This window comes from Rathayibacter sp. VKM Ac-2927 (assembly GCF_022815525.1).
GTDB lineage: Bacteria > Actinomycetota > Actinomycetes > Actinomycetales > Microbacteriaceae > Rathayibacter > Rathayibacter festucae.
This window is the reverse complement of record NZ_JALGRT010000007.1, coordinates 253,909-276,439: the sequence shown is the minus strand read 5'-3', so window position 1 is coordinate 276,439 and position 22,531 is coordinate 253,909. Positions and strand designations below refer to the sequence as shown.

The following is a 22,531-nucleotide window of genomic DNA, read 5'->3' as shown; positions in this document are numbered from 1 at the left end:
CGGGTCGTTCAGGCGTCGAGCGCCTGCACCGCGCGGCCGAAGCGGGCGACGAACTCGTCGACGTCGGCGGCGGTGATGATGAGGGGCGGAGCGATCCGGATGCTGGACTCGTTCGGCGCGTTGACGATGAGTCCCTCCGCCATGGCGGCCGCGGCGAGCCGGGCGGCAACGGGCTCGCTGAGCGCGATGCCGAGCAGGAGACCGGCGCCACGCACGCCGGCGATCAGCGGTGAGCCGAGGCCGAGCACACCCGCGGTCAGCTGCGCCCCGCGCTCCCGGGCGTTCCGGAGCAGGTCGGCGCGCTCGATCTCGCCGATCACCGCGCCGGCGACCGCGGTCGCGAGCGGGTTGCCGCCGAAGGTGCTGCCGTGGTGGCCCTTCTGCAGCAGCTCGGAGGCCGCGCCGAAGGTGACCAGGGCTCCGACGGGGAAGCCGCCGCCGAGTCCCTTGGCGAGGGTGATCGCGTCGGGGAGGATGCCGGCCCGCTGGTAGGCGAACCAGCTGCCGGTGCGGCCGATGCCGGTCTGGATCTCGTCGACGATCAGCAGGGCGCCCCGCTCCCGGGTCAGCTCCCGCGCCCGCTCGAGGAAGCCGTCCGGCAGCGGGATCACGCCCGCCTCACCCTGGATCGGCTCGACGATCAGCGCGGCGACCGACTCGTCGATCGCGGCCTCGAGGGCCTCGACCGTCGCCTCGATGTGCTCGACTCCACCGGGCATCGGCTCGAACGGCGCGCGCATCGCGGCCTTGCCGGTCATCGCGAGGGCGCCCATCGTGCGACCGTGGAAGGCGTTCTGCAGCGCCAGGATCCGATGCCGGCCGCCGGCCGCGTGCAGGCGGGCGAGCTTGAAGGCCGCCTCGTTCGCCTCGGCGCCGGAGTTCGCGAAGTAGACGCGGCCCGCCTCGCCCGCGCCGGTGAGCTCGCGGAGCTTCTCGGCCAGCCGGATCTGCGGAGCGGTGGCGAAGTAGTTGGAGACGTGCGCGAGCGCGCCGGCCTGGCGGCTCACGGCCTCGACGAAGACCGGGTGCGCGTGGCCGAGCGAGTTCACCGCGATCCCGCCGAGGAAGTCGAGGTACTCGCGGCCGTCGACGTCCCAGACCCGGCAGCCCTCGCCGCGCTCGAGGACGGCGAGCGGAGCGGCGAAGGTCTGCATCATCGCGGCGGCGTAGCGGTCGCGGGCCTCCGCGGTACGGGCGGAGACGGGTGCGGGATCGGAGGCGGGGACCTCGGGCGCGGGGACGCCGGGAGCGGTATCGGTGGACATGTCGAGCCTTTCGAGCAGAAGCGGACCGGCCGGGAGGGCCGTCGGTGCGCGCACCCCGTCGGGGCGGCGCTCGGAGCCGGGGCCGCTGGTGGTCAGCGGCCCGACGTTCGCTCCCGGTCGCGGGGGTCGGCCGAGGCGACGACCTCGGTGCCGACGCCCTCGGAGGTGAAGACCTCGAGCAGCATCGAGTGCGGGACGCGGCCGTCGATGATCGCGGCCTTCGGCACGCCGCCGCGGACCGCGTCGAGGCAGGCCGTCATCTTGGGGATCATCCCCGACTCGAGCGACGGCAGCAGCGCCGCGAGCTCGTCGGACGCGATGTGCGAGACGAGCGAGTCGCGGTCGGGCCAGTCGGCATAGAGACCGGGGACGTCGGTGAGGATCACGAGCTTCTCCGCGCCGACGGCGACGGCGAGCGCGGCCGCGGCGGCGTCGGCGTTGACGTTGAGCGACTGCGTCGGGTCGTCGGAGTCGGGCGCGATCGAGGAGACGACCGGGATGCGGCCGGCGTCGAGCTGGGCGAGAACGGCCGCGGGGTCCACGGAGATCACGTCGCCGACCAGGCCGAGGTCGTGCTCGACCCCGTCCAGGACCACGCCCCGCCGGCGGCCGACGAAGAGGCCGGCGTCCTCGCCGGAGATACCGGCGGCCAGCGGCCCGTACTCGTTGATGCGCCGGACGATGTCGCGGCTGATGCTGCCGGTGAGCACCATCCGCACGACGTCCATCGCCTCGGGGCTGGTCACCCGGTAGCCGCCGCGGAACTCGCTGGCGATGCCGAGCCGGTCGAGCATCGCGGAGATCTGCGGACCGCCGCCGTGCACGACGACGGGGCGGATGCCCGCGTAGTGCAGGTAGACGATGTCCTGCGCGAAGGCGCGCTGGAGCTCCTCCGACACCATGGCGTTGCCGCCGAACTTGATCACCATCGTCCTGCCGTGGAACCGCTGCAGCCAGGGCAGCGACTCGATCAGGGTGCCGGCCTTGACGGTTACGGCGTCGCGCAGCGCGAGCGTCTCGGCCTCGGTGGGGTCCCCGGTGCTCACCGGGTTCTCGGAGGCCCTCGGATTCTCGTCGGCCATCAGCTGGAGTACGCCGAGTTCTCGTGGACGTAGTCGTGGGTGAGGTCGTTGGTCCAGATCGTCGCCGTGGCGTCGCCGGCGTGCAGATCGATGTCGACCGAGACCTTGCGCGGGGCGAGGTCGACCAGGTCGCGGCTCGCGTCGGGCTCGCCGGCCCGGCAGACCTGCACGCCGTTCATCGCCACGTCGATGCCGTAGGGGTCGAACTGCGCATCGGTGGTGCCGACCGCGGCCAGCACCCGGCCCCAGTTGGGGTCGTTGCCGAAGATCGCGGCCTTGAAGAGGTTGCTCCGCGAGACCGCGCGGGCGACGACGACGGCCTCGTCCTCGGTCGCGGCGTTCAGCACCCGGATCGCGACGTCGTGCGCGGCGCCCTCGGCATCGGCCTGGAGCTGGAGGGTGAGATCGCGGCAGACGTCGGTGAGCGCGGCGGTGAAGTCGGCCGCCTCGGGGCGCACCCCGCTCGCGCCGCTCGCCAGCAGCGCCACGGTGTCGTTGGTCGACATGCAGCCGTCCGAGTCGAGGCGGTCGAAGGTGACCCGGGTCGCCGCCCGCAGCGCGGTGTCGAGCTCGGAGGAGTCGAGGACCGCGTCGGTGGTGATCACGACGAGCATCGTCGCCAGCCCGGGAGCGAGCATCCCCGCGCCCTTGGCCATGCCGCCGACGGTCCAGCCCTGCTCGGAGCGGACGGTCGCCTGCTTGGGCACGGTGTCGGTCGTCATGATCGCGCGGGCCGCGTCCTCGCCCGCCTCCGAACCGGTCGCGCCCGGAAGAGCCGCCGACGCCTCGGTCACCCCGGCCGTCAGCTTGCCGAGGTCGAGCTGATCGCCGATGAGACCGGTGGAGCAGACGAGCACATCGCCGGCCGAGACGCCCAGGCTCCCGCCGACGGCCTCGGCCGTCGCGTGGGTGACCTGGAAGCCCGCGGCGCCGGTGTAGCAGTTGGCGCCGCCGGAGTTGAGGACGATCGCCGAGACGACGCCGTCGCGCATGACCTGCTCGCTCCAGAGCACCGGGTTCGCCTTGCAGCGATTGCTGGTGAAGACCGTAGCGGCGTTCTGCAGCGGGCCGAGGTTGTGCACGAGGGCGAGGTCGCGGGCGCCGGTCGACTTGAGACCGGCGACGACGCCGGCCGCGGCGAATCCTGCTGCGGCGGTGATGCTCACGGCGCGACTCCGTTCGTGCTCAGGCCGAGGGTCTCCGGGAGACCGAGGGCGATGTTGGTCGACTGGATCGCGGCGCCGGCGGTGCCCTTGACCAGGTTGTCGAGCGCGGTGACCACCACGACGCGGCGCGCGCGCTCGTCCACGGCGACCCCGATCAGCGCCGTGTTCGCGCCGACGGTGTCGGCCGTGCGCGGGAACGTCCCCTCCGTCAGCAGCTGGACGAAGGGCTCGTCGGTGTAGGCCGACTCCCACGCGGCGCGCACGTCCTGCGCGGACACGCCCGGCGCGAGCCGAGCGGTCGAGGTCGCGAGGATGCCCCGCGACATCGGCACCAGGATCGGGGTGAACGAGATCGAGACGGGACCGGCACCGGCGAGCGCGAGGTTCTGCCGGATCTCCGGGTTGTGGCGGTGCCCGCCGCCGATGCCGTAGGCGTGCGCCGAGCCGAGCAGCTCGCTCGCGAGCAGATCGGTCCGCAGGCTCTTGCCCGCCCCGGACGGGCCGACGGCGAGGACCGAGACCAGGTCGGCGGCCTCGATCACGCCGGCGTGCAGCCCCGGCGCGAGGCCGAGAGTGATCGCGGTGACGTTGCAGCCGGGCACCGCGATGCGGCGGACGCCCGCGAGCACGTCGCGCTGCCTGCCGGTGCCGGGCAGCATCAGCTCGGGCAGCCCGTAGGGCCAGGCGCCGGCGAACTCGCCCCCGTAGTAGTCGGCCCAGTCCTGCTCGTCGGTCAGCCGATGGTCGGCGCCGCAGTCGACGACGAGCACGTCGTCGGGGAGCGTCGCCGTGATCTCGCCGGACCTGCCGTGCGGCAGGGCGAGGAAGACGACGTCGTGGCCCGCCAGGTTCTCGGTCGTCGTGTCGACGAGCTCGAGGTGGCGCAGCGAGCGCAGGTGCGGCTGCACCGCGGCGAGGGGCTGGCCGGCGTTCGAGTGCGCCGTGACCGTGCGCACCTCGAACTCGGGGTGATCGGCGAGCAGGCGGAGCAGCTCGCCGCCCGCGTACCCGCTCGCTCCGGCCACCGCCACGGAAAAAGTCATGCCCGAGAGCCTAGTCGCTGGCGGGACCCGCCCTGGCCCGGTCGCCGCGGGCGGCCGCCGACCGGAGCCGGCGGCCGTCCGCTCACTCGCGCGGGCTCGCGCCGAAGCGCTCGGCGGCGAGCGCGGTGCCGCTCTCCTTCGCCGCGCTGGCCTCGGCGGCGGTGAGCGTCCGGTCGGCGGCACGGAAGCGCAGCGCGAAGGTCAGCGACTTCGAGCCCTCGGGGACGCCCGCACCGCGGTAGTCGTCGACCAGGCGGATCGCCTCGAGCAGCTCGCCGGCGCCCTCGGCGACGGCGGCCTGCAGGTCGGCCGCCGGCACGGCCACGGGCACGACCAGCGAGAGGTCCTGCGTCGCGGCGGGCAGCGCCCCGACCGGGCGCGCCGCCACGAGGCGGCCGGCGCGGGCGATCAGCGGATCGAGGTCGAGCTCGACCACCGCCACGCGGTGCGGCAGGTCGAGGTCGTCGGCGAGCGACGGGAGCAGCTCGCCGGCGTGGCCGACCACGGCGCCGTCCAGCAGCACCTCGGCCGTGCGGCCCGGGTGCAGGGCGGCGTGCGAGCCCTGCCGGATCTCCAGCTGCACGCCCGAGGCGGCCGCGACGTCGCGGACGACGTCGAGCGCGTCGCGCCAGTCGAAGTCGCGCGCGGCCACTCCGGGCTGACGCTCGAGCGCCGAACCCGTCAGCAGCGCGGCCACGTGCAGCGGCTGCCGCGGGATCCCCGCGTTCAGGGCCGCCTCGATCTCCGCGGACGGACGCGCGCCGGCGAGGGGCAGCCCCTCGGAGCCGAACGGAGCGCCGCTCTGCGGCAGGAAGACCGAGCCCATCTCGTAGACGGCCAGGTCGACGAGACCGCGCGAGCGGTTGCGGGCCGCGACCTGCACGAGTCCGGGGAGGAGGGAGAGCCGCAGCTGTCCCGCGGTCGCGTCCAGCGGGTTCGCCAGCGAGACCTGCTGCACCGGCTCGCCGTCGACGGAGCCGAAGCGGTCGTTCATCGAGCGGGAGAGGAACGGGTAGGACAGCACCTCGGTGAGCCCGGCGGCCGCCAGCGACTGCGCGACCGTCCGGCGCAGGCGCTGACCGGGCGTGAGGCCGCGACCGGGAGGCGCGACGGGGAGGATCGACGGGATGCGGTCGTACCCGGTGATCCGGGCGACCTCCTCCGCGAGGGTCGAGCGGTCGGTCAGATCGGGCCGCCAGCTCGGCGGGGTGACGAGCAGGCCCCCTCCCCCGGCCTCGACGCTCGCGCCGATCTCGACCAGGGCGCCGCGGATCTCCTCGGGCGTGTACTCGAGGCCGATCAGGCCGGAGATGTAGCCGTCGGGGAGCTCGATCGCCGACGCCATCCCGGAATCGGCGAGCACCGAGCCGAGCTCGTCGGCGGTGCCGCCCGCGAGCTCGACCAGCAGCTGCACCGCGCGCGCGGCGGCGACCGGCGCGACCAGCGGGTCCACGCCGCGCTCGAAGCGGCGCGAGGCCTCGCTCGGCAGCTTGTGGCGGCGGGCCGTCCGCGCGATCGAGACCGGGTCGAAGTTCGCGGCCTCGATCAGGACGTCGACGGTCGTGTCCGTGATCTCGGTGCGGGCGCCGCCCATCACGCCGGCGAGCCCGATCGGCCCGCCGTCGTCGGTGATCAGGAGGTCCTCGTGGTGCAGGCGGCGGGTCTGGCCGTCGAGCGTCTCGAGCGTCTCGCCCGAGCGCGCGCGGCGGACGACGATGCCGCCCTCCAGGCGCTCGAGGTCGTAGCCGTGCAGCGGCTGGCCGAGCTCGAACATGACGTAGTTGGTGATGTCGACGACCAGCGAGATCGAGCGCACACCGGCCAGGCGCAGCCGCGCGATCATCCACGGCGGGGTCGGCAGCGACGGGTCGATGCCGCGCACCACGCGGGTGACGAAGACGGACGAGCCGACGCGACCGCGGATCGGCGCCTCGTCCTCGACCGTGACAGGGAAGACGGGAGCCGACTCGAGCCGCTCGGGCGCGCTGATCGCCAGCGCGGGATCGCGGAAGGCGGCGCCGGTCGCGTGGGCGTACTCGCGGGCGATACCGCGGATGGAGAAGGCGTAGCCGCGGTCCGGGGTCACGTTGACCTCGACCGCGGCGTCGTCCAGCCCGAGCAGCGCGATCGCGTCGGTGCCGACCTCGGGGTCGATGCCGAGGCTCGCCAGCCGGAGGATGCCCTCGTGGTCGTCGCCGAGGCCGAGCTCGCGGGTGGACGCGATCATCCCGTCGGACACGTGCCCGTAGGTCTTCCGCGCCGAGATCGGGAACGGCCCGGGCAGCACGGCGCCGGGCAGCGAGACCACGACCTTGTCGCCGGCCGCGAAGTTGTGCGCGCCGCAGACGATGCCGCGGACGTCGTCGCCGCCGTCGGCCGCGCGCTCACCCTCGGGCGCGACGCGGACGGTGCACCAGTTGATGGTCTTGCCGTTCTTCTGCGGCTCGGGCACGAGGTCGAGGACCTCGCCCACCACGACGGGGCCGGAGACCTCGAAGCGGTGGACGTCCTCCTCCTCCAGGCCGACCGACACGAGCGCCGCGTGCACGGCCTCGGTCGTGACGCCCTGCTCGAGGTCGACGTACTCGCCCAGCCAGCTCAGCGGGATGCGCATCAGATCACCATCCCGTACTGCTTGCTGAAGCGGACGTCGCCCTCGACCATGTCGCGCATGTCCTTCACGTCGTTGCGGAACATCAGGGTCCGCTCGATCCCCATCCCGAAGGCGAAGCCGGAGTACTCGTCCGGGTCGATGCCGACCGAGCGCAGGACGTTCGGGTTCACCATTCCGCAGCCGCCCCACTCGATCCAGCGGGCACCGCCGACGAAGGTCGGGTGCCAGATGTCGAGCTCGGCGCTCGGCTCGGTGAAGGGGAAGTAGTTGGGGCGCAGGCGGATCTTCGCCTCGTCGCCGAACAGGAGGCGGGCGACGTGCTCGAGGGTGCCGCGCAGGTGCGCCATCGTCAGGCCGCGGTCGACGGCGAGGCCCTCGAACTGCGTGAAGACAGGGGTGTGCGTGGCGTCGAGCTCGTCGGTGCGGTAGACGCGGCCGGGCGCGATCACGTAGATCGGCGGGGTGCGCTCGAGCATCGAGCGGATCTGCACCGGCGAGGTGTGGGTGCGCAGCACGAGGTGCGACTCGACCGGGTCGACGAAGAAGGTGTCCTGCATCGCGCGGGCCGGGTGGTCCTCGTCGAAGTTCAGCGCGTCGAAGTTGAACCACTCGTTCTCGAGCTCCGGCCCCTCCGCGATCTCCCAGCCCATGCCGACGAAGACGTCGGCGATCGACTCCTGGAGGAGCGAGAGCGGGTGGCGGGCGCCCTGGCGCACGAAGCTCGCGCCGGCGGTGACGTCGACGCGCTCGGCGTCGAGCGCCGCGGCCTGCTCTGCCTCGACCAGCTCCGCCTCGCGCTCGGCGTACGCGTCGCCGACCTGCTTGCGGGCGCCGCCCACGAGCTTGCCGGACGCCGCCTTGAACTCCGGGGGAACGGAGCGCATCAGCGCGTTCAGTCGGGCGAGGGCCGAGCCCTCGCCGAGGTGGGCGGTGCGAGCCGCCTTCAGGGCGGCGGAATCGGCGGCCGCGCGGATCGCGGTGAGCGCCTCCGCGGTCGCCGCCGAGACGGCCTCGTCGGTGATCGGGTTGCTGTCAGACACGATCCCCCAGTGTAGGGATGCCTCGCGCGGCCCGCTCGCTGCGGCGGGCGGACGCGCTCGCCCGCCGGCGCGGCTGATCGCGGACCCGGCCGGCCCCATGCTGATCGAGCGGCCCGCGGAGCAGGCGTATCGAGATCCACCAGCGCCGGAACCGACGCCCGCCAGTCCTCCTCGCGGAGCGGTGGGTCTCGATACGCCCCTCCGGCGCTACTCGACCAGCATGTGCACCGTTGCCGGACAGGAACCCTGCAGATCGGCGATCGCCCTCGAGGCGAACGTGTGAATCGCATACGAGCGATTCGCGCTAGCCGGACGCAAGACGCTCTTCCCAATGCGACCGCCTCGGTGGCCGACCGCGGTGGGGGTCGCCGCAGGCGATCCCCACCATCGGGTTCAGTCCTGCGCGGCGATCAGTGCCGTGTCAGTGGTGGCGCGGACCGCCGGGTGGCCGGTGCCCTTGCGGCCGCCGGTCTTGGTGCGGATCTCGACCCACTTGGCGATGCCGGAGAGGATCAGGCAGATGCCGATGTAGATGGCGCCGACCACGATGGCGGCGGGGATGATCGGGCTGTCCAGGCTCGGCTGGTTGCCGAGGTAGCGGGCGTAGTAGAGCAGCTCGTTGTAGGTGATGATCGAGCCGAGCGCGGTGTCCTTCAGGGCGACGACGAGCTGGGCGATGATCACGGGCAGCATCGACCGGATCGCCTGCGGGAAGAGGATCAGGCGCATGACGCCCGCCTTGCGCAGGCCGATCGCGTAGCCCGCCTCCTTCTGGCCGCGCGGGAGCGCCTCGATGCCGGCGCGGAAGATCTCGGAGAAGACGGAGCCGTTGTAGAGCGTGAGCGCGATGACCACGGCGAGGTACGGCGTGAGCTTGAGCCCGACGAACGGGAGCCCGTAGTACATCAGCATCATCAGGATGAGGACCGGGATCGCGCGGAACAGCTCGATGAAGAGCGTGACCGGGATGTTGATCCAGCGGCGGTCGGAGAGGCGGCCGATCGCCAGCAGCAGGCCGAGCACGATGCTCGCGACGCCGGCGGTGGCGAAGGCGGCGAGCGTCTGCCCGAGAGCGGCGCCGATGCTCTGCCAGACCAGCGGGTAGCCGAACGCCCGCCACTTGGCCGGCGAGAACTGGCCGGACTCGGCGAAGCGCCAGAGCACGAAGGCCAGCAGCGCCACGAGGACGAGGACGACGACGGCGCCGATGACGCGGTTGCGGGCGACCGCGCGGGGTCCGGGGTTGTCGAAGAGGACGGAGCTCATCGGGCGACCCTCCACTTCTTCTCGAGCTGACGTTGGAGGAGGGAGAGTGCGGTGACGAGGACCACGAAGACCAGGGCGACCCAGAGCACGACGATGAGGCTGTTCTCGCCGCGCTCGTTCAGCACGCGGACGATCGTCCCGGCCTCGGCGACCGAGAAGCCGGCGGCGACCGTGGTGTTCTTGAGGAGGGCGATCAGCACGCTCATCAGCGGCGGGATGACCGAGCGGAACGCCTGCGGCAGCACCACCTGGGTCATCGTGAGCCCGAAGTCGAGGCCGATCGCTCGAGCCGCCTCGGCCTGGCCGATCGGCACGGTGTTGATCCCGGAGCGGAGCACCTCGGCGACGTAGGTCGCGGTGTAGATGCTCAGGGCGGCGATCGCGAGGTTCGTGTACTCGACGTCCGGCAGGTCGAGCTTGGGGTAGCCGAAGGCGAAGAAGAACATCAGCAGCGTCAGCGGCGTGTTCCGGATGGTGTTGACGTAGACGGTGCCGACCGCTCGCGCGATCGGGACGGGCGAGACGCGCATCGCTCCGACCACGGTGCCGAGGAGGAGGGCGAAGACGAGCGACACGACGAACAGCAGCAGGGTGTTGCCGAACGCGGGGACGAACACGTCGAGGTTGTTCAGGAGAACATCCATGCTGCGTGCCCTTTCATCGGGGAGGTGGAAGCGGTCGCCGGTGCGGCGCGGGGCAGAGGAGGTCCCGGGGCGAGGCGCGACGCGCCGCCCCGGGACTCCTCAGGGGTGTCGGCCTAGTACGCGTCGACCGCGGGCTGCTCGACCGTGGTGCCGGACTGGCCGAGGGTCTCGTCGTAGATCGCGCTCCAGGTGTCACCGCCGTCGGTCAGCATCTCGTTGATGAAGCCGCGCAGTGCGGTGTCGTCCTTCGCGAGGCCGATGCCGTAGAGCTCGGTGCTGAAGGGCTCGCCGACGACCTTCAGGTCGTCCGGACGCTGGGCGGCGTAGCCGATCAGGATCGCGCCGTCGGTGGTGACCGCGTCGACCTGGCCGTCGGCCAGGGCGTCGACGCACTGCGAGTAGGTGTCGAACTCCTCGGTCGGGACCTCGGGGTAGTTGGTGCGGATGTTCTGGATCGGGGTGGAGCCGGTCGCGGAGCACACGGTGGTGTCGGCCGAGAGGTCGTCCGGACCCGTGATGGTGTCGTTGTCCGCGGCGACCAGCAGCTGCTGCCCGGTCTCGAAGTACGGTCCGGCGAAGCCGACCTGCTCCTTGCGCTTGTCGGTGATCGAGTAGGTGCCGACGTAGTAGTCGATGTCGCCGTTCACGATCGACGCCTCGCGGTTCGCCGAGGGGATCGGCTGGTACTCGATCTTGTCCGCGGAGAAGCCGAGGGAGGCGGCGACCCACTTCGCGATCTCGATGTCGAAGCCGGAGCGCTCGCCGGTCGCGGCGTCGAGGTAGCCCAGACCGGGCTGGTCCTCCTTGACGCCGATGGTGACCGTGCCGTCCTCCGTCATGGCGTCGAAGGTGGGGCTGCCCTCGAGGGTGACGTCGGTGGCGACCTCGTAGGCCGCTCCGCTCCCCTCGGAGCCGGAGTCGGAGCCGGTGCCGGTCCCGGAGTCACCGGCGCAGCCGGCGAGGGTGAGGGCCGCTGCGGCGAGTCCCGCGGTCATGAACATGAGCTTGGTGCGCATGATCGTCCTTCCTGGGGTGTGGCCCGCTGGAGCGGGCGATGTCCGGTCGCTCCCGGGGGTTCGGGGGGCGACCCGTCGAACGGCGGCCGAGGCGGAGTCCGTCCGCGGCGCCGGAGACCTAGTGGGTGATCAGCTTCGAGAGGAAGTCCTTGGCACGGTCGGTCCGGGGAGCGGTGAAGAACGACTCGGGATCGGTGTCCTCGAGGATCTCGCCGTCGGACATGAAGACGACCCGGTGCGCGGCCTTGCGCGCGAAGCCCATCTCGTGGGTGACGACGATCATCGTCATGCCCTCCTCGGCGAGGCCGACCATGACGTCGAGGACCTCGTTGATCATCTCGGGGTCGAGCGCCGAGGTCGGCTCGTCGAAGAGCATCACCTTCGGCTTCATCGCGAGGGCGCGGGCGATGGCCACGCGCTGCTGCTGACCGCCGGAGAGCTGGGCGGGCGTCTTGCCCGCCTGGTGCCCGACGCCGACGCGGTCGAGCAGCGCCTGCGCCTCCGCCTCGGCCGCCTTGCGCGAGAGCTTGCGGACCTTGATCGGCCCGAGCGTGACGTTCTCGAGGATCGTCTTGTGCGCGAAGAGGTTGAAGGACTGGAAGACCATGCCGACGTCTGCGCGCAGGGCGGCGAGCCCCTTGCCCTCCTCCGGCAGCGTCTGACCGTCGATCGAGATCGTGCCGCCGGAGATGGTCTCCAGGCGGTTGATCGTGCGGCAGAGCGTGGACTTGCCCGACCCGGAGGGACCGAGGACCACGACCACCTCGCCGCGGTTGATCGTCAGATCGATGCCCTTCAGCGCCTGGAACTCGCCGTAGTGCTTCTGGACCCCGTCGAGGACGACGAGGGGCTCGCGGGCGGCAGCGGACGATCGCCCGGCCTGGGAGGGTGCTTCCATTCCGTCAGAGAATCACACGGGCATGGGTGGGTCAAATCATGAGCGGATTCTTAACCAGAGCGCAACAACCGAGGCTCGCTCCCAGCCTCGTACCATGCCGAGGTGGTCTTCTCTCAGTTCTGGCGTGAAACGTCTCAGGTCGAGTGCGCGTCGGGTCGTCAGGAGCGGAGCGCGAAGGCGCTCTCGTAAAGGCAGACCGAGGCGGCGGTGGCGAGGTTCAGCGACTCCGCGGCGCCGTAGATCGGCACGGCCACGACGCCGTCCATCAGCTCGAGCGACTCGTCCTCGAGGCCGCGGGCCTCGTTGCCGAACACCCAGACCGTCGGCTGCGCGAGGTCGCCCCGGGCGCGCACGTCGAGCAGGCCCTCGCCCTTGACGTCGGCGGCGACGGCGCGAAGGCCCGCGGAGCGCAGCCGCTGCAGCACGTCGGGCAGCTCGGCACCGACCGCGACGGGCAGGTGGAACAGCGAGCCCGTGGTCGAGCGGACGACCTTGGGGTTGTAGAGGTCGACGGAGCGGCCGGTCAGCACGACGGCGTCGGCACCCGCGGCGTCGGCCGCGCGGATGATCGTGCCGAGGTTGCCGGGGTCGCGGACCTCCTCGAGCACGGCGACGAGGCGGGGCTCGGAGGCGACGACGTCCTTGAGGGAGGTCGGGAACTGCCGGCAGACGGCCACGAAGCCCTGCGGCGTGACGGTGTCGGCCATCGAGTCGAGGACGTCCTCGGTCACGTACTCGATCTCGACCTCGGCCTCCTCGGCCGCGGCGACGATCTCGGGGTGGCGCTCGAGCGCGGTGGGGGTCGCGAAAGACTCCATCAGCAGCTCGGGCCGGTAGCGCAGCGCCTCGGACATCGCCTGCGGGCCTTCGAGGAGGAAGAGCCCCGACTCCTGCCGTGCCGGACGCCGGGTGAGCTTGGCGACGGAGCGGACACGGGGAGAACGGGGGTTGTCGAGCATGCGGCGAGCCTATCGGCGCACCGTCGCGGGGCCCGGTCGACACGTCGCCCGTGGGGAAGGCCGACCCGCGGGGACGAGGTCCTGCGGGAACCAGGTTCTGCGGGAACCAGGTCCTGCGGGAACGACGAAGGGGGCCACGACTGTCGTCGTGACCCCCTTCGGGGAAGTGCTGCGGACTACGCGGCCTTCGGGGCCGAGGTGTCGGCGGGCAGTGCGGCCTTCGCGCTCGCCACGAGGGCGGTGAAGGTCGCGGGCTCGGTGATCGCGAGGTCAGCGAGGATGCGGCGGTCGACCTGGATGCCGGCCAGGGCGAGGCCCTGGATGAAGCGGTTGTAGGTCAGGCCGTTGGCGCGGGACGCGGCGTTGATGCGCTGGATCCAGAGGCGGCGGAACTCGCCCTTCTTCGCGCGGCGGTCGCGGTACGAGTAGACGAGGGAGTGGGTGACCTGCTCCTTGGCCTTGCGGTACAGACGCGAGCGCTGGCCGCGGTAGCCCTTGGCGCGCTCGAGGATGACGCGACGCTTCTTGTGGGCGTTGACCGCCCTCTTGACTCTTGCCATTTCTCTTTCTTCCTTACGATCCGGGTCGGTTGTCGAGGACTACGGCGGCAGGGGCTGCCGCGGTGGTCGACTACAGGCCGAGAAGCTTCTTGGCGACCTTGGCGTCCTGCGGGGCGAGGACCTGGTCCTGGTTCAGGCGGCGGGTGCGGACGCTGGACTTCGACTCCAGGTTGTGACGCATGCCGGCCTGCTGCTTCATGAGCTTGCCGGAGCCCGTGACCTTGAAACGCTTCTTGGCACCCGAGTGGGTCTTCATCTTGGGCATGTTCTCTCCTTGTCGACGTCGCACGCGCACTCGGCGGGCGAAACTGGTGCCCCGCGAGCGGGGCGTCCACCGGCCCCGAGGACGGGGCGGCGAAGTATCAGACGGATTCGGACTCGGCCGATTCCTCTTCGGGGGTGTTGGCCTCGCGACGAGCGGCGCGGACGGCGTTCGCCTCGGCCTTCGCCTCGGACTTGTTCTTCAGCGGGCCGATGACCATCACCATGTTGCGACCGTCGATGGTCGGGGTGGACTCGACCTGGCCGAACTCGGACACGTCCTCCGCGAAGCGCTGCAGGAGCCGGACGCCCATCTCGGGGCGGGACTGCTCGCGACCGCGGAACAGGATCATGGCCTTGACCTTGTCGCCGGCCTTCAGGAAGCCCTCGGCGCGCTTGCGCTTGGTCTCGTAGTCGTGCTTGTCGATCTTCAGGCGGAAACGGACCTCCTTGAGGATCGTGTTCGCCTGGTTGCGACGGGCTTCCTTGAGCTTCTGGGCCTGCTCGTACTTGAACTTCCCGTAGTCCATGATCTTGGCGACGGGAGGCTTGGAGTTGGGAGCAACCTCGACCAGATCCAGGTCTGCGTCCTGCGCGAGTCGCAGGGCGACCTCGATTTTCACGACGCCGACCTGTTCTCCGGCGGGACCCACGAGGCGGACCTCGGGGACGCGGATTCGGTCGTTGGTACGGGGATCGCTGATTGCGTTTCTCCTCTGATCTCGGTGAGTTGCTGCTCTGCGGCCGGATTCTTCGTCCGGCGCATCCCGAGAGAGGTGATTCCCTGTGCGAAGCGCGTCTACTGCGCTGCGCTGCACCCTACGACGCGCTCCCCGAGACGTGTCTCGAGGACCGCAGCCCTGCCCCCGTTGCCGGAGGCGGAGTGCTTCTGACCCGGTAACCTAGTGAAGCGGTCAAGCGCGGGTGGGAGAATCTCCACTTTCGAACCGAGGACATGCCTCGGAGCCCGCATCACCATAGCAGACTTCCGGCCGGAAGGGCAGCGGGCGGAGCCCGCCACTCCCCCTCCCCCGCGAGCGCCCCCTCGAGCACCGCCTCGGGGTCCTCGCGAGCGCCGGACTCACCGAACGAGGGACCCATGGCTCAGCACGACGACGACTACGCCCGACGGTTCGGCGACGATTCCGACGTGGAGGCGACCCGCGACATCGCCGAGGTGCCGGCGGTCGAGATCATCACGACCGCCGCGGTGCACCTGATGAGCGCCGCCGCGGTGAAGTGCGGCCTCGCCGACGAGCCGGGCGCCCAGGTCGACCTCGACGAGGCGCGCAAGCTGATCAACGCCCTCGCCGGCCTGGTCACGGCAGGTGCCCCCGACATCAGCGACATGCACGCGCGCAGCCTGCGCGACGGACTCCGGACGCTGCAGCTCGCCTTCCGCGAGGCCTCCCCGATCGCCGACCCGATCGGCAAGGGCCCCGGCGAGAAGTGGACCGGCCCGGTCACCTGAGTCGGGAGGCCCCGCGTCAGCTCGGAGGAGCGGACGCCAGCTGGAGGGTCATCGAGTCGACCCGGGCGGCGACGATCTCGTCGGCGGCCCAGCGCTCGCCCAGTCGCGCGACCAGCTCGCCGAGCGCCGAGCGGTCGAGGCCGGGCCGCAGCTCCAGCACGATGACGAGCTCCGGTCCCGTCAGCCGCTGACGGGCGTCGCCCGGCCGCACGGCGAGCGAGACGACGGCGTCCTCCCCCTCGGCGCTCGCCCGCAGCGCGGTGAGGACCTCCGGATCGGCCGGGCTCGATCGCCACGGCGAGCCCTCGGCGATCGCCCAGAGCGCGGGGCGCCGGACGGCGAACTCGTGCGGCGAGGCGGGGTCGAGGACCATCAGCTCGGTCTCCTCCGCCACCGCGGCCAGCGCCGCGCGCCGGCCGTCGACCGGGACGGGGCGTGCGAGGCGGTCCCAGCGCCGCATCGCCTCGACGTCACTGAAGACCGGGAGCACGGTCCGGCCGTCCGGCCCGGCGACCGTCACGATCGAGAGCTCCTGCGACTTGTCGGCGCGCAGCCCGGCGACCCCCTCGGCCTCCTCGCCGAGCTTCGCGACCAGGGGGATGAGCAGGCGCGAGACGCGCAGCGCGTCGACCACCGCCTCCGGGCCCGCCATGCCGGCGCCGAACGAGCGCAGGGCAGCGACCAGGGCCTCGGGCGCGCTGCCGTCGTCGTCCGTCGAGGCGCTCTGCTCGAAGTGGCGGCCGGCCCACGGGGTCCCGGCCGAGTCGGTCAGGTGCGCGGGGAGCGCCCGGCCCTCACCCGAGGGCGATCCGGTCACTCGGAGGCGACGTCGAGCGCCTCGGCGAGCGTGAACGCTCCGGCGTAGAGCGCCTTGCCGACGATCGCGCCCTCGAGGCCCTGCGGCACGAGGTCGCGGAGCGCCGCGATGTCGTCGAGGTTGGAGATGCCGCCCGAGGCGATGACGGGGCGGTGGGTGCGCGCCATGACCTGCTCGAGCAGCTCGAGATTCGGGCCCTTGAGGGTGCCGTCCTTGGTGACGTCGGTGACGACGTAGCGGGTGCAGCCGGCCTCCTCGAGGCGCTCGAGGACCTGCCAGAGGTCGCCGCCCTCCTTGGTCCAGCCGCGCGCCGCGAGGGTGGTGCCGCGCACGTCGAGGCCGACCGCGATCTGGTCGCCGTACTGCGCGATGACGCTGGCGGCCCACTCCGGGTTCTCCAGAGCGGCCGTGCCGAGGTTGATGCGCTTCGCCCCGGCGTTGAGCGCGGACTCCAGGCTGCGGTCGTCGCGGATGCCGCCGGAGAGCTCGACGTTGACGCCCTTGACCTGGCGGATGACCTTCTTCATGATGCCGTGGTTGTCACCGCGGCCGAAGGCGGCGTCGAGGTCGACGAGGTGGATCCACTCCGCGCCCTGGTCGGCCCAGTCGCCGGCCGCGTCGATCGGGTCGCCGTAGTTCGTCTCGGTGCCCGCCTCGCCCTGCGTCAGGCGGACGGCCTTGCCGCCGGCCACGTCGATCGCGGGGAGAAGGACCAGGCCCGGGGCCTTGGTGAACTCGCTCATCGTCATCCTCAGTCTCGGAGCTGGTGCGGCCGCGGCTCCACCGGAGCCGCCGACCACCGGCCGATCCTAGTTCGTGCGGAGCCCGCCCAGCCAATTCGAGAGCAGGCGCAGGCCCGCGGCGCCGGACTTCTCGGGGTGGAACTGCGTCGCCGAGAGCGGGCCGTTCTCCACCGCGGCGATGAAGGGGCCGCCGTGGTCGGCCCAGGTGACGGCCGGACGCGGGAACGGCGGCATGACGTCCAGCGTCCACTCCCGGGCGCCGTACGAGTGCACGAAGTAGAAGCGCTCGTCCTCGATGCCGTCGAACAGCCGCGAGCCGGACGGCACCGCGACGGTGTTCCAGCCCATGTGCGGCACGACCTCGGCGGGGAGCAGGTCGACCGTCCCCGGCCACTCCCCCAGACCCTCGCTCTCGACGCCGCGCTCGACGCCGCGCTCGAAGAGCACCTGCATCCCGACGCAGATGCCGAGCACCGGGCGACCGCCGGCGAGGCGCTTCTCGATGATCTCGCCGCCGCGCGCCGCCGTCAGCGCCGACATCACCGCGCTGAACGCGCCGACCCCCGGGACCAGCAGGCCGTCGGCCTCGAGGGCGCGGGTGCGGTCGGAGGTCAGCTCGACGTCGGCGCCGGCGAGCTCGAGCGCCTTGACGGCCGAGTGGACGTTGCCGGAGCCGTAATCGTAGACGACGACGGACGGCTGGGCGCCGCTCACAGCGCGCCCTTCGTCGACGGCACCCCGGCGACCAGCGGGTCGAAGGCCTTGGCCTGGCGGAACGCGCGCGCGAACGCCTTGAACTCGGCCTCGGCGATGTGGTGCGGGTCGCGCCCGCCGAGCACGGTGACGTGCACGGTCAGACCGGCGTTGAAGGCGATCGCCTCGAGGACGTGGCGGACCATCGATCCGGTGAAGTGGCCGCCGATCAGGTGCAGCGCGAAGCCCTCCGGCTCGCCGCCGTGCACGAGGTAGGGGCGGCCGGAGATGTCGACCACGGCCTGGACGAGCGCCTCGTCGAGCGGCACGAGGGCGTCGCCGAAGCGGGAGATGCCGGCCTTGTCGCCGAGCGCCTGCTTGATCGCGGTGCCGAGCACGATGCCGATGTCCTCGGCGGTGTGGTGGATGTCGATCTCGATGTCGCCGGTGGCTCGGACGGTCAGGTCGGTCAGCGAGTGCTTCGCGAACGCCGTCAGCAGGTGATCGAAGAAGGGCACGCCGGTGGAGAGGTCCGCGACACCGGTGCCGTCGAGGTCGATCGACAGCTCGATGCTCGACTCGCTGGTGGCACGACGGAGGGAGGCGGTGCGCCCGGGAGCGGCGCTCGAGGAGGTCATGGTCTCCAGTGTATTCGGGGGCCGCCGACCCTCCGGGCGGCTACTCGCGGGCCAGGGCGACCGCGGGGTCCGCCGTCCGGGCGGGCAGCGCGGCGACCGCCTCGAGGAAGGCGGTGGTCTCGGCCTCGGTGCCCGCGCTCACCCGCAGGTGGTTCGGGATGCCGACGTCGCGGATCAGGATGCCGCGGGCGAGGAGCGCCTCGAACATCGCTCCGGGGTCGGCGACGCCGCCGAAGAGGACGAAGTTGCTGCCGGTCTCGTGCGGGGTGTAGCCGAGCTCGCGCAGTCCGTCGATCATCCGGTCGCGCTGGACGATGATCTCGCCCACCATCGCGAGCATCTCGTCCGCGTGGGCGAGCGCCGCGGTCGCGGCCGCCTGAGTCAGCGCGGAGAGGTGGTACGGCAGGCGCACCAGTCGGAGGGCGTCGACGACGGCGGGGTCGGCGGCGAGGTAGCCGAGGCGGACGCCGGCGAAGGCGAAGGCCTTGCTCATCGTGCGGGAGACGAGCAGGCGAGGGCGGCCCTCGAGGAGGCCGAGGGCGGTCGGCGCGTCCCGTCCGGCGAACTCGGCGTAGGCCTCGTCGACGACGACGATGCCGTCGGTCGCGTCGTAGACGGCGGCGATCGTCTCGAGGTCCAGCGGGGTTCCGGTGGGGTTGTTCGGCGCGCAGAGGAAGACGATGTCGGGGCGCTCGCGGCGCACCGAGTCGGCGGCGTACGAAGCGGACACGCGGAAGTCGGCCTCGCGCTCGACGCCGATCCAGCGCGTGCCGCTGCCCGAGGCGAGGATCGAGTACATCGAGTAGGTCGGCGAGAAGCCGAGCAGCGACCGTCCGGGGCCGCCGAAGGCCTGCAGGATGTGCTGGAGCACCTCGTTCGAGCCGTTGGCGGCCCAGATCGAGTCGGCGGTCAGACCGTGGCCGAGGTAGCCGGCCAGGGAGTCGCGCAGCTCCCGGAACTCGCGATCGGGGTAGCGGTTGACCGTGCGGAGGGCGACGGACACCCGCTCGACGATGTCGGCGATGACGTCGTCAGGGATGGGGTGGGTGTTCTCGTTGACGTTGAGGGCCACGGGCACGACGGCCTGCGGAGCGCCGTAGGGCTGCTGACCGCGCAGGTCGTCGCGGAGGGGGAGATCGTCGAGAGTCGTCACCCCGGAATGGTACCGGGGCACTCGGTGCGCTCGATCAGTCCGCGAGGTCGTACTGCGCCGGGATCGCGAGGCGCTGCCCGGGCTCGAGGCCGGCGTTCGCCAGCTGGTTGAGCGACTGGATGTCGTAGACGACGTCGCGCGGGTCGGAGTCCGGTGCGAGCTCCTCCGCGAGGGACCAGAGGGACTCGCCGGCGCGGACGGTGACGTACTGGAACTCGACGTCGGCGCTCTCGCCCGAGGCGACGGCTCCGCCGCCGTTGAGTCCGAAGACGAAGGCGCCCGCGACGAGGGGCAGGGCGCCGAGCGTCGCGAGGACGGCGCGGCCACGACGGGTCAGGCGCAGGCGAGTGCGCGCACCGGGCTGCTCGGCAGCGGTGACGTGCTGTGCGGAGGTCTGGTGCTGCGCGATGGTGGAGGGCTGTGCGGTCATGGTGATCGCTCCTTTCAGCAGGGGTTCGGGCCGGGTCCTCGGCCGGGAGGACCCGGTCCGAACCTCTGTTCCGAATATATCTTCGAACACCGCGCCGGGCAAGACCCGGTCGCGTCGCATCCGTTGCTGGATCGCGCGACACACTCGAACGAATGTTTCGAACGCGGACCCCCGCCGGATACAGTTTCGAGAGTCCGCAGTCAGTACAGCAGCGACCACCGACATCGGTGCTCGACGCGGACGGAGAGGGCGCGCACGCGGCGTGCGCACCGAGAGAGGGACGATCGTGAGCGACGCGCAGACGGCCGGGGCGAAGGCGGCCAGGACGACGACTCCGGCGCCGAAGGCGAAGGCGGCGGCGAAGCCCGCGGCGGGCCGCCGCCGGAAGAACCTCAGCGCGAAGCAGCTCGCGATCCTCGACGCCATCCAGCGCTCGGTGTCCAGCCGCGGCTATCCGCCGAGCATGCGCGAGATCGGCGACGCCGTCGGGCTCGCCTCGCTCTCCAGCGTGACCCACCAGCTCAACCAGCTCGAGCTGAGCGGATATCTGCGCCGCGATCCCAACCGCCCCCGGGCGCTCGAGATCCTCATCGACGTGCCGAGCTCGACCGAGGACGACGGCTCGTTCGAGTCGACGGCGACGGTCGCCGACGCGGCGATGGTGCCGCTGGTGGGCCGGATCGCGGCGGGTGTGCCGATCATGGCGGACCAGCAGATCGACGAGGTCTTCCCGCTCCCCCGCCAGCTGGTCGGCAAGGGCGAGCTGTTCATGCTCAAGGTGGTCGGCGAGTCCATGATCGACGCCGCCATCTGCGACGGCGACTGGGTCGTCGTCCGCTCGCAGCGCACCGCGGAGAACGGCGAGATCGTCGCCGCGATGCTCGACGGCGAGGCGACCGTCAAGGTCCTCCGCCAGCGCGACGGCCACACCTGGCTGCTCCCCCGCAACTCCAACTTCGAGCCGATCCTCGGCGACGAGGCCGAGGTCCTCGGCAAGATCGTCGCGGTGCTCCGCTCCGTCTGACGCGGCGGCGCACACACGCAGGAGGGGCGGACGGCATCGAGCCGTCCGCCCCTCCTGCGTTCACCGGGACGCACGGCGAGCAGCTCGCGCAGCGTGACGACGAAGCGCCCGCGACCGCGGAGGTGATCCGTGGTCGCGGGCGCTTCGAGCGCCGGGTGCCGGCTCCGCCGCTACGCCTCGACGGCGGCGACGGGAGCCGCGAACTCGCCGAGCGAGCCGGCGAGGTCCTCGTGCACGAGCGCGTGGACGTGCGTGCCGCCCTCGACGTACTGCGTCGAGAGGATCCGGCCGTTGCGGTGCAGCGAGGAGACCACGTCGCCCCGGTCGTACGGGACCAGCAGGTCGATCTCGATCTGCGGCTCCGGCAGGATCTCGGCGATCTTCGCCTGGAGCTCGTCCATCCCCTCGCCGGTGCGCGCCGACACGAAGACGGCGCCGGGGGCGAGACCGCGCAGCACGAGCCGCTGGCCCTCGTCGACGAGATCGGACTTGTTGAACGCGATGATCTCGGGGATGCTCCGTGCGCCCACCTCGCCGATGACGTCCCGGACAGTCGCGATCTGCCCCGCGGGGTCCGGGTGCGAGGCGTCGACGACGTGGACGATGATGTCCGAGTCGGCGACCTCCTCCAGGGTCGAGCGGAACGCCTCTACCAGCTGGTGCGGCAGGGCGCGCACGAAGCCGACGGTGTCGGCGAGCGTGTAGCCGCGCCCATCGGGGGTCTCGGACTTGCGGATGGTCGCGTCGAGGGTCGCGAAGAGCGAGTTCTCGACGAGCACGCCCGCGTGCGTCATCCGGTTGAGCAGGCTGGACTTGCCGGCGTTGGTGTAGCCGGCGATGGCGACCGACGGCACCGCGTTGCGCTTGCGGTTGGCGCGCTTCGCCTCCCGGGCGGGCTTCATCGCGGTGATCTGCTTGCGCAGGCGCGCCATGCGGGTGTGGATGCGGCGGCGGTCGAGCTCGATCTTCGTCTCACCCGGACCACGCGAGCCCATGCCGGCGCCGGCGCCGACCTGGCCGCCGGCCTGGCGGGACATCGACTCGCCCCAGCCGCGCAGGCGCGGCAGCAGGTACTCGAGCTGCGCGAGTTCGACCTGCGCCTTGCCCTCGCGGCTCGTGGCGTGCTGGCTGAAGATGTCGAGGATGACGGCCGTGCGGTCGATGACCTTGACCTTCACCACGTCCTCCAGCGAGCGGCGCTGGCTCGGAGCCAGCTCGGTGTCGGCGACGACCGTGTCGGCGCCGAGGGCGGCGACGAGCCCGGCCAGCTCCTCGGCCTTGCCCTTGCCCAGGTAGGTGCTCGGGTCGGGGTGCGGCCGGCGCTGCAGCAGGCCGTCGAGGACGGTCGCTCCCGCGGTCTCGGCCAGGGCGGCGAGCTCGTGCAGCGAGTTCTCCGCGTCCTCGATCGAGCCCTGCGAGTAGACGCCGATCAGCACCACGTTCTCGAGGCGCAGCTGGCGGTACTCGACCTCGGTGACGTCCTCGAGCTCGGTGGAGAGGCCCGCCACGCGCCGCAGCGCCTGCCGGTCCTCGCGATCGAACTGATCGCCGTCGCTGGTCTGCTCGGCGTCGCGCTCGACGTCGCCTCCGGCGCTCTGCAGCGCCTGGGCTCCGCCCGCGACGAACCGCGAATATCCCGACGAGCGCGACTGCGCGTTCGCCAGGACCCGCGAGACGACGTCCACGGCCTCGGTCGTGTCGGTCTCGTTCAGGTCTTCCGTCATCCGGATAACACTAACTCCTCAGCT

General features: G+C 71.9%; 23 protein-coding genes. 2 read left to right on the top strand and 21 right to left on the bottom strand.

From position 1 onward, the window contains the following. Positions 1–8: 8 nt before the first annotated feature. From MT353_RS19200 to infC, 14 genes are all read right to left on the bottom strand, one after another. Positions 9–1,265 carry an acetylornithine transaminase gene (locus MT353_RS19200; RefSeq protein ID WP_279400895.1) on the bottom strand — a complete coding sequence of 419 codons (1,257 nt, stop codon included), beginning with the start codon at positions 1,263–1,265 and terminating at the stop codon, positions 9–11. 92 nt (positions 1,266–1,357) lie between these two features. Next, entirely contained in the window at positions 1,358–2,347 is a 990-nt protein-coding gene (gene argB / locus MT353_RS19195) for an acetylglutamate kinase (protein ID WP_243625622.1), read from the bottom strand. Then, a complete protein-coding gene (argJ, locus tag MT353_RS19190; protein WP_243625621.1) occupies positions 2,347–3,513 on the bottom strand; it encodes a bifunctional glutamate N-acetyltransferase/amino-acid acetyltransferase ArgJ in 1,167 nt (388 codons plus the stop codon). The genes argB and argJ overlap by 1 nt, the downstream gene beginning before the upstream one ends. Continuing rightward, the gene (argC, locus tag MT353_RS19185) at positions 3,510–4,556 is read right to left on the bottom strand and encodes an N-acetyl-gamma-glutamyl-phosphate reductase (RefSeq protein WP_243625620.1); all 1,047 of its coding nucleotides are present in this window, start codon (positions 4,554–4,556) and stop codon (positions 3,510–3,512) included. Before argC ends, argJ begins: the two co-directional genes overlap by 4 nt. 82 nt (positions 4,557–4,638) lie before the next feature. Continuing rightward, positions 4,639–7,170, bottom strand: a complete 2,532-nt coding sequence (gene pheT, locus MT353_RS19180) for a phenylalanine--tRNA ligase subunit beta (protein ID WP_243625619.1) — start codon at positions 7,168–7,170, stop codon at positions 4,639–4,641. Further along, positions 7,170–8,210: a phenylalanine--tRNA ligase subunit alpha gene (gene pheS, locus MT353_RS19175; protein ID WP_123444514.1), complete on the bottom strand. Its 1,041-nt coding sequence runs from the start codon at positions 8,208–8,210 to the stop codon at positions 7,170–7,172. Before pheS ends, pheT begins: the two co-directional genes overlap by 1 nt. Positions 8,211–8,603: 393 nt before the next feature. Then, on the bottom strand, positions 8,604–9,476 hold the full coding sequence (locus tag MT353_RS19170; protein ID WP_123444545.1) for an amino acid ABC transporter permease: 873 nt from the start codon (positions 9,474–9,476) through the stop codon (positions 8,604–8,606). Next, on the bottom strand, positions 9,473–10,120 hold the full coding sequence (locus tag MT353_RS19165) for an amino acid ABC transporter permease (protein ID WP_123444515.1): 648 nt from the start codon (positions 10,118–10,120) through the stop codon (positions 9,473–9,475). Before MT353_RS19165 ends, MT353_RS19170 begins: the two co-directional genes overlap by 4 nt. A 113-nt stretch (positions 10,121–10,233) precedes the next feature. Beyond that, positions 10,234–11,136, bottom strand: coding sequence for a glutamate ABC transporter substrate-binding protein (locus MT353_RS19160; RefSeq protein ID WP_243598674.1), 903 nt, complete (start codon positions 11,134–11,136; stop codon positions 10,234–10,236). A gap of 118 nt (positions 11,137–11,254) precedes the next feature. Next, positions 11,255–12,034, bottom strand: a complete 780-nt coding sequence (locus tag MT353_RS19155) for an amino acid ABC transporter ATP-binding protein (protein ID WP_243625618.1) — start codon at positions 12,032–12,034, stop codon at positions 11,255–11,257. 158 nt (positions 12,035–12,192) lie between these two features. Further along, the gene (locus MT353_RS19150) at positions 12,193–12,993 is read right to left on the bottom strand and encodes an RNA methyltransferase (RefSeq protein WP_123444518.1); all 801 of its coding nucleotides are present in this window, start codon (positions 12,991–12,993) and stop codon (positions 12,193–12,195) included. Positions 12,994–13,169: 176 nt separating this feature from the next. Then, complete coding sequence (gene rplT, locus MT353_RS19145; RefSeq protein ID WP_123444519.1) at positions 13,170–13,553, bottom strand: 50S ribosomal protein L20; 384 nt, start codon at positions 13,551–13,553, stop codon at positions 13,170–13,172. 70 nt (positions 13,554–13,623) lie between these two features. Continuing rightward, on the bottom strand, positions 13,624–13,818 hold the full coding sequence (rpmI, locus tag MT353_RS19140) for a 50S ribosomal protein L35 (protein ID WP_056042364.1): 195 nt from the start codon (positions 13,816–13,818) through the stop codon (positions 13,624–13,626). A 97-nt stretch (positions 13,819–13,915) separates the two neighbouring features. Then, complete coding sequence (infC, locus tag MT353_RS19135; protein ID WP_123444546.1) at positions 13,916–14,518, bottom strand: translation initiation factor IF-3; 603 nt, start codon at positions 14,516–14,518, stop codon at positions 13,916–13,918. A 395-nt stretch (positions 14,519–14,913) separates the two neighbouring features. Here infC and MT353_RS19130 point away from each other — a divergent pair, with 395 nt between their 5' ends. Next, complete coding sequence (locus MT353_RS19130; protein WP_123444520.1) at positions 14,914–15,285, top strand: DUF1844 domain-containing protein; 372 nt, start codon at positions 14,914–14,916, stop codon at positions 15,283–15,285. 16 nt (positions 15,286–15,301) lie between these two features. Here the strand turns inward: MT353_RS19130 and MT353_RS19125 are convergent, their stop codons facing one another. The 6 genes from MT353_RS19125 to MT353_RS19100 form a co-directional block, all read right to left on the bottom strand. Beyond that, positions 15,302–16,102: an SseB family protein gene (locus tag MT353_RS19125; protein ID WP_243625617.1), complete on the bottom strand. Its 801-nt coding sequence runs from the start codon at positions 16,100–16,102 to the stop codon at positions 15,302–15,304. Further along, positions 16,099–16,845 carry a bifunctional 1-(5-phosphoribosyl)-5-((5-phosphoribosylamino)methylideneamino)imidazole-4-carboxamide isomerase/phosphoribosylanthranilate isomerase PriA gene (gene priA / locus MT353_RS19120; RefSeq protein ID WP_123705565.1) on the bottom strand — a complete coding sequence of 249 codons (747 nt, stop codon included), beginning with the start codon at positions 16,843–16,845 and terminating at the stop codon, positions 16,099–16,101. Before priA ends, MT353_RS19125 begins: the two co-directional genes overlap by 4 nt. Before the next feature lie 66 nt (positions 16,846–16,911). Further along, positions 16,912–17,559, bottom strand: coding sequence for an imidazole glycerol phosphate synthase subunit HisH (hisH, locus tag MT353_RS19115; RefSeq protein WP_243625616.1), 648 nt, complete (start codon positions 17,557–17,559; stop codon positions 16,912–16,914). Continuing rightward, a complete protein-coding gene (gene hisB, locus MT353_RS19110; RefSeq protein WP_243625615.1) occupies positions 17,556–18,176 on the bottom strand; it encodes an imidazoleglycerol-phosphate dehydratase HisB in 621 nt (206 codons plus the stop codon). The genes hisH and hisB overlap by 4 nt, the downstream gene beginning before the upstream one ends. A 40-nt stretch (positions 18,177–18,216) precedes the next feature. Continuing rightward, on the bottom strand, positions 18,217–19,329 hold the full coding sequence (locus tag MT353_RS19105) for a histidinol-phosphate transaminase (protein WP_243625614.1): 1,113 nt from the start codon (positions 19,327–19,329) through the stop codon (positions 18,217–18,219). 34 nt (positions 19,330–19,363) lie between these two features. Further along, positions 19,364–19,759 carry a LysM peptidoglycan-binding domain-containing protein gene (locus tag MT353_RS19100; protein ID WP_123737180.1) on the bottom strand — a complete coding sequence of 132 codons (396 nt, stop codon included), beginning with the start codon at positions 19,757–19,759 and terminating at the stop codon, positions 19,364–19,366. A 412-nt stretch (positions 19,760–20,171) separates the two neighbouring features. Here MT353_RS19100 and lexA point away from each other — a divergent pair, with 412 nt between their 5' ends. Then, positions 20,172–20,783: a transcriptional repressor LexA gene (gene lexA / locus MT353_RS19095; RefSeq protein ID WP_243582392.1), complete on the top strand. Its 612-nt coding sequence runs from the start codon at positions 20,172–20,174 to the stop codon at positions 20,781–20,783. A 170-nt stretch (positions 20,784–20,953) separates the two neighbouring features. On the opposite strand, the gene hflX is transcribed toward lexA, so the two are convergent. Continuing rightward, a complete protein-coding gene (gene hflX / locus MT353_RS19090) occupies positions 20,954–22,507 on the bottom strand; it encodes a GTPase HflX (protein WP_123704939.1) in 1,554 nt (517 codons plus the stop codon). Positions 22,508–22,531: the final 24 nt, after the last annotated feature.

What these genes read in the sequence shown, in the direction of transcription:
- hisB (WP_243625615.1), bottom strand. Translation starts at nt 18,176, where the DNA reads ATGACCTCCTCGAGCGCCGCTCCCGGGCGCACCGCCTCCCTCCGTCGT.
- MT353_RS19170 (WP_123444545.1), bottom strand. Translation starts at nt 9,476, where the DNA reads ATGAGCTCCGTCCTCTTCGACAACCCCGGACCCCGCGCGGTCGCCCGC.
- pheT (WP_243625619.1), bottom strand. Translation starts at nt 7,170, where the DNA reads ATGCGCATCCCGCTGAGCTGGCTGGGCGAGTACGTCGACCTCGAGCAG.
- rplT (WP_123444519.1), bottom strand. Translation starts at nt 13,553, where the DNA reads ATGGCAAGAGTCAAGAGGGCGGTCAACGCCCACAAGAAGCGTCGCGTC.
- MT353_RS19130 (WP_123444520.1), top strand. Translation starts at nt 14,914, where the DNA reads ATGGCTCAGCACGACGACGACTACGCCCGACGGTTCGGCGACGATTCC.
- MT353_RS19200 (WP_279400895.1), bottom strand. Translation starts at nt 1,265, where the DNA reads ATGTCCACCGATACCGCTCCCGGCGTCCCCGCGCCCGAGGTCCCCGCC.
- MT353_RS19165 (WP_123444515.1), bottom strand. Translation starts at nt 10,120, where the DNA reads ATGGATGTTCTCCTGAACAACCTCGACGTGTTCGTCCCCGCGTTCGGC.
- MT353_RS19155 (WP_243625618.1), bottom strand. Translation starts at nt 12,034, where the DNA reads ATGGAAGCACCCTCCCAGGCCGGGCGATCGTCCGCTGCCGCCCGCGAG.
- argB (WP_243625622.1), bottom strand. Translation starts at nt 2,347, where the DNA reads ATGGCCGACGAGAATCCGAGGGCCTCCGAGAACCCGGTGAGCACCGGG.
- MT353_RS19150 (WP_123444518.1), bottom strand. Translation starts at nt 12,993, where the DNA reads ATGCTCGACAACCCCCGTTCTCCCCGTGTCCGCTCCGTCGCCAAGCTC.
- argC (WP_243625620.1), bottom strand. Translation starts at nt 4,556, where the DNA reads ATGACTTTTTCCGTGGCGGTGGCCGGAGCGAGCGGGTACGCGGGCGGC.
- rpmI (WP_056042364.1), bottom strand. Translation starts at nt 13,818, where the DNA reads ATGCCCAAGATGAAGACCCACTCGGGTGCCAAGAAGCGTTTCAAGGTC.
- hflX (WP_123704939.1), bottom strand. Translation starts at nt 22,507, where the DNA reads ATGACGGAAGACCTGAACGAGACCGACACGACCGAGGCCGTGGACGTC.
- MT353_RS19160 (WP_243598674.1), bottom strand. Translation starts at nt 11,136, where the DNA reads ATGCGCACCAAGCTCATGTTCATGACCGCGGGACTCGCCGCAGCGGCC.
- priA (WP_123705565.1), bottom strand. Translation starts at nt 16,845, where the DNA reads ATGAGCGAGTTCACCAAGGCCCCGGGCCTGGTCCTTCTCCCCGCGATC.
- MT353_RS19100 (WP_123737180.1), bottom strand. Translation starts at nt 19,759, where the DNA reads ATGACCGCACAGCCCTCCACCATCGCGCAGCACCAGACCTCCGCACAG.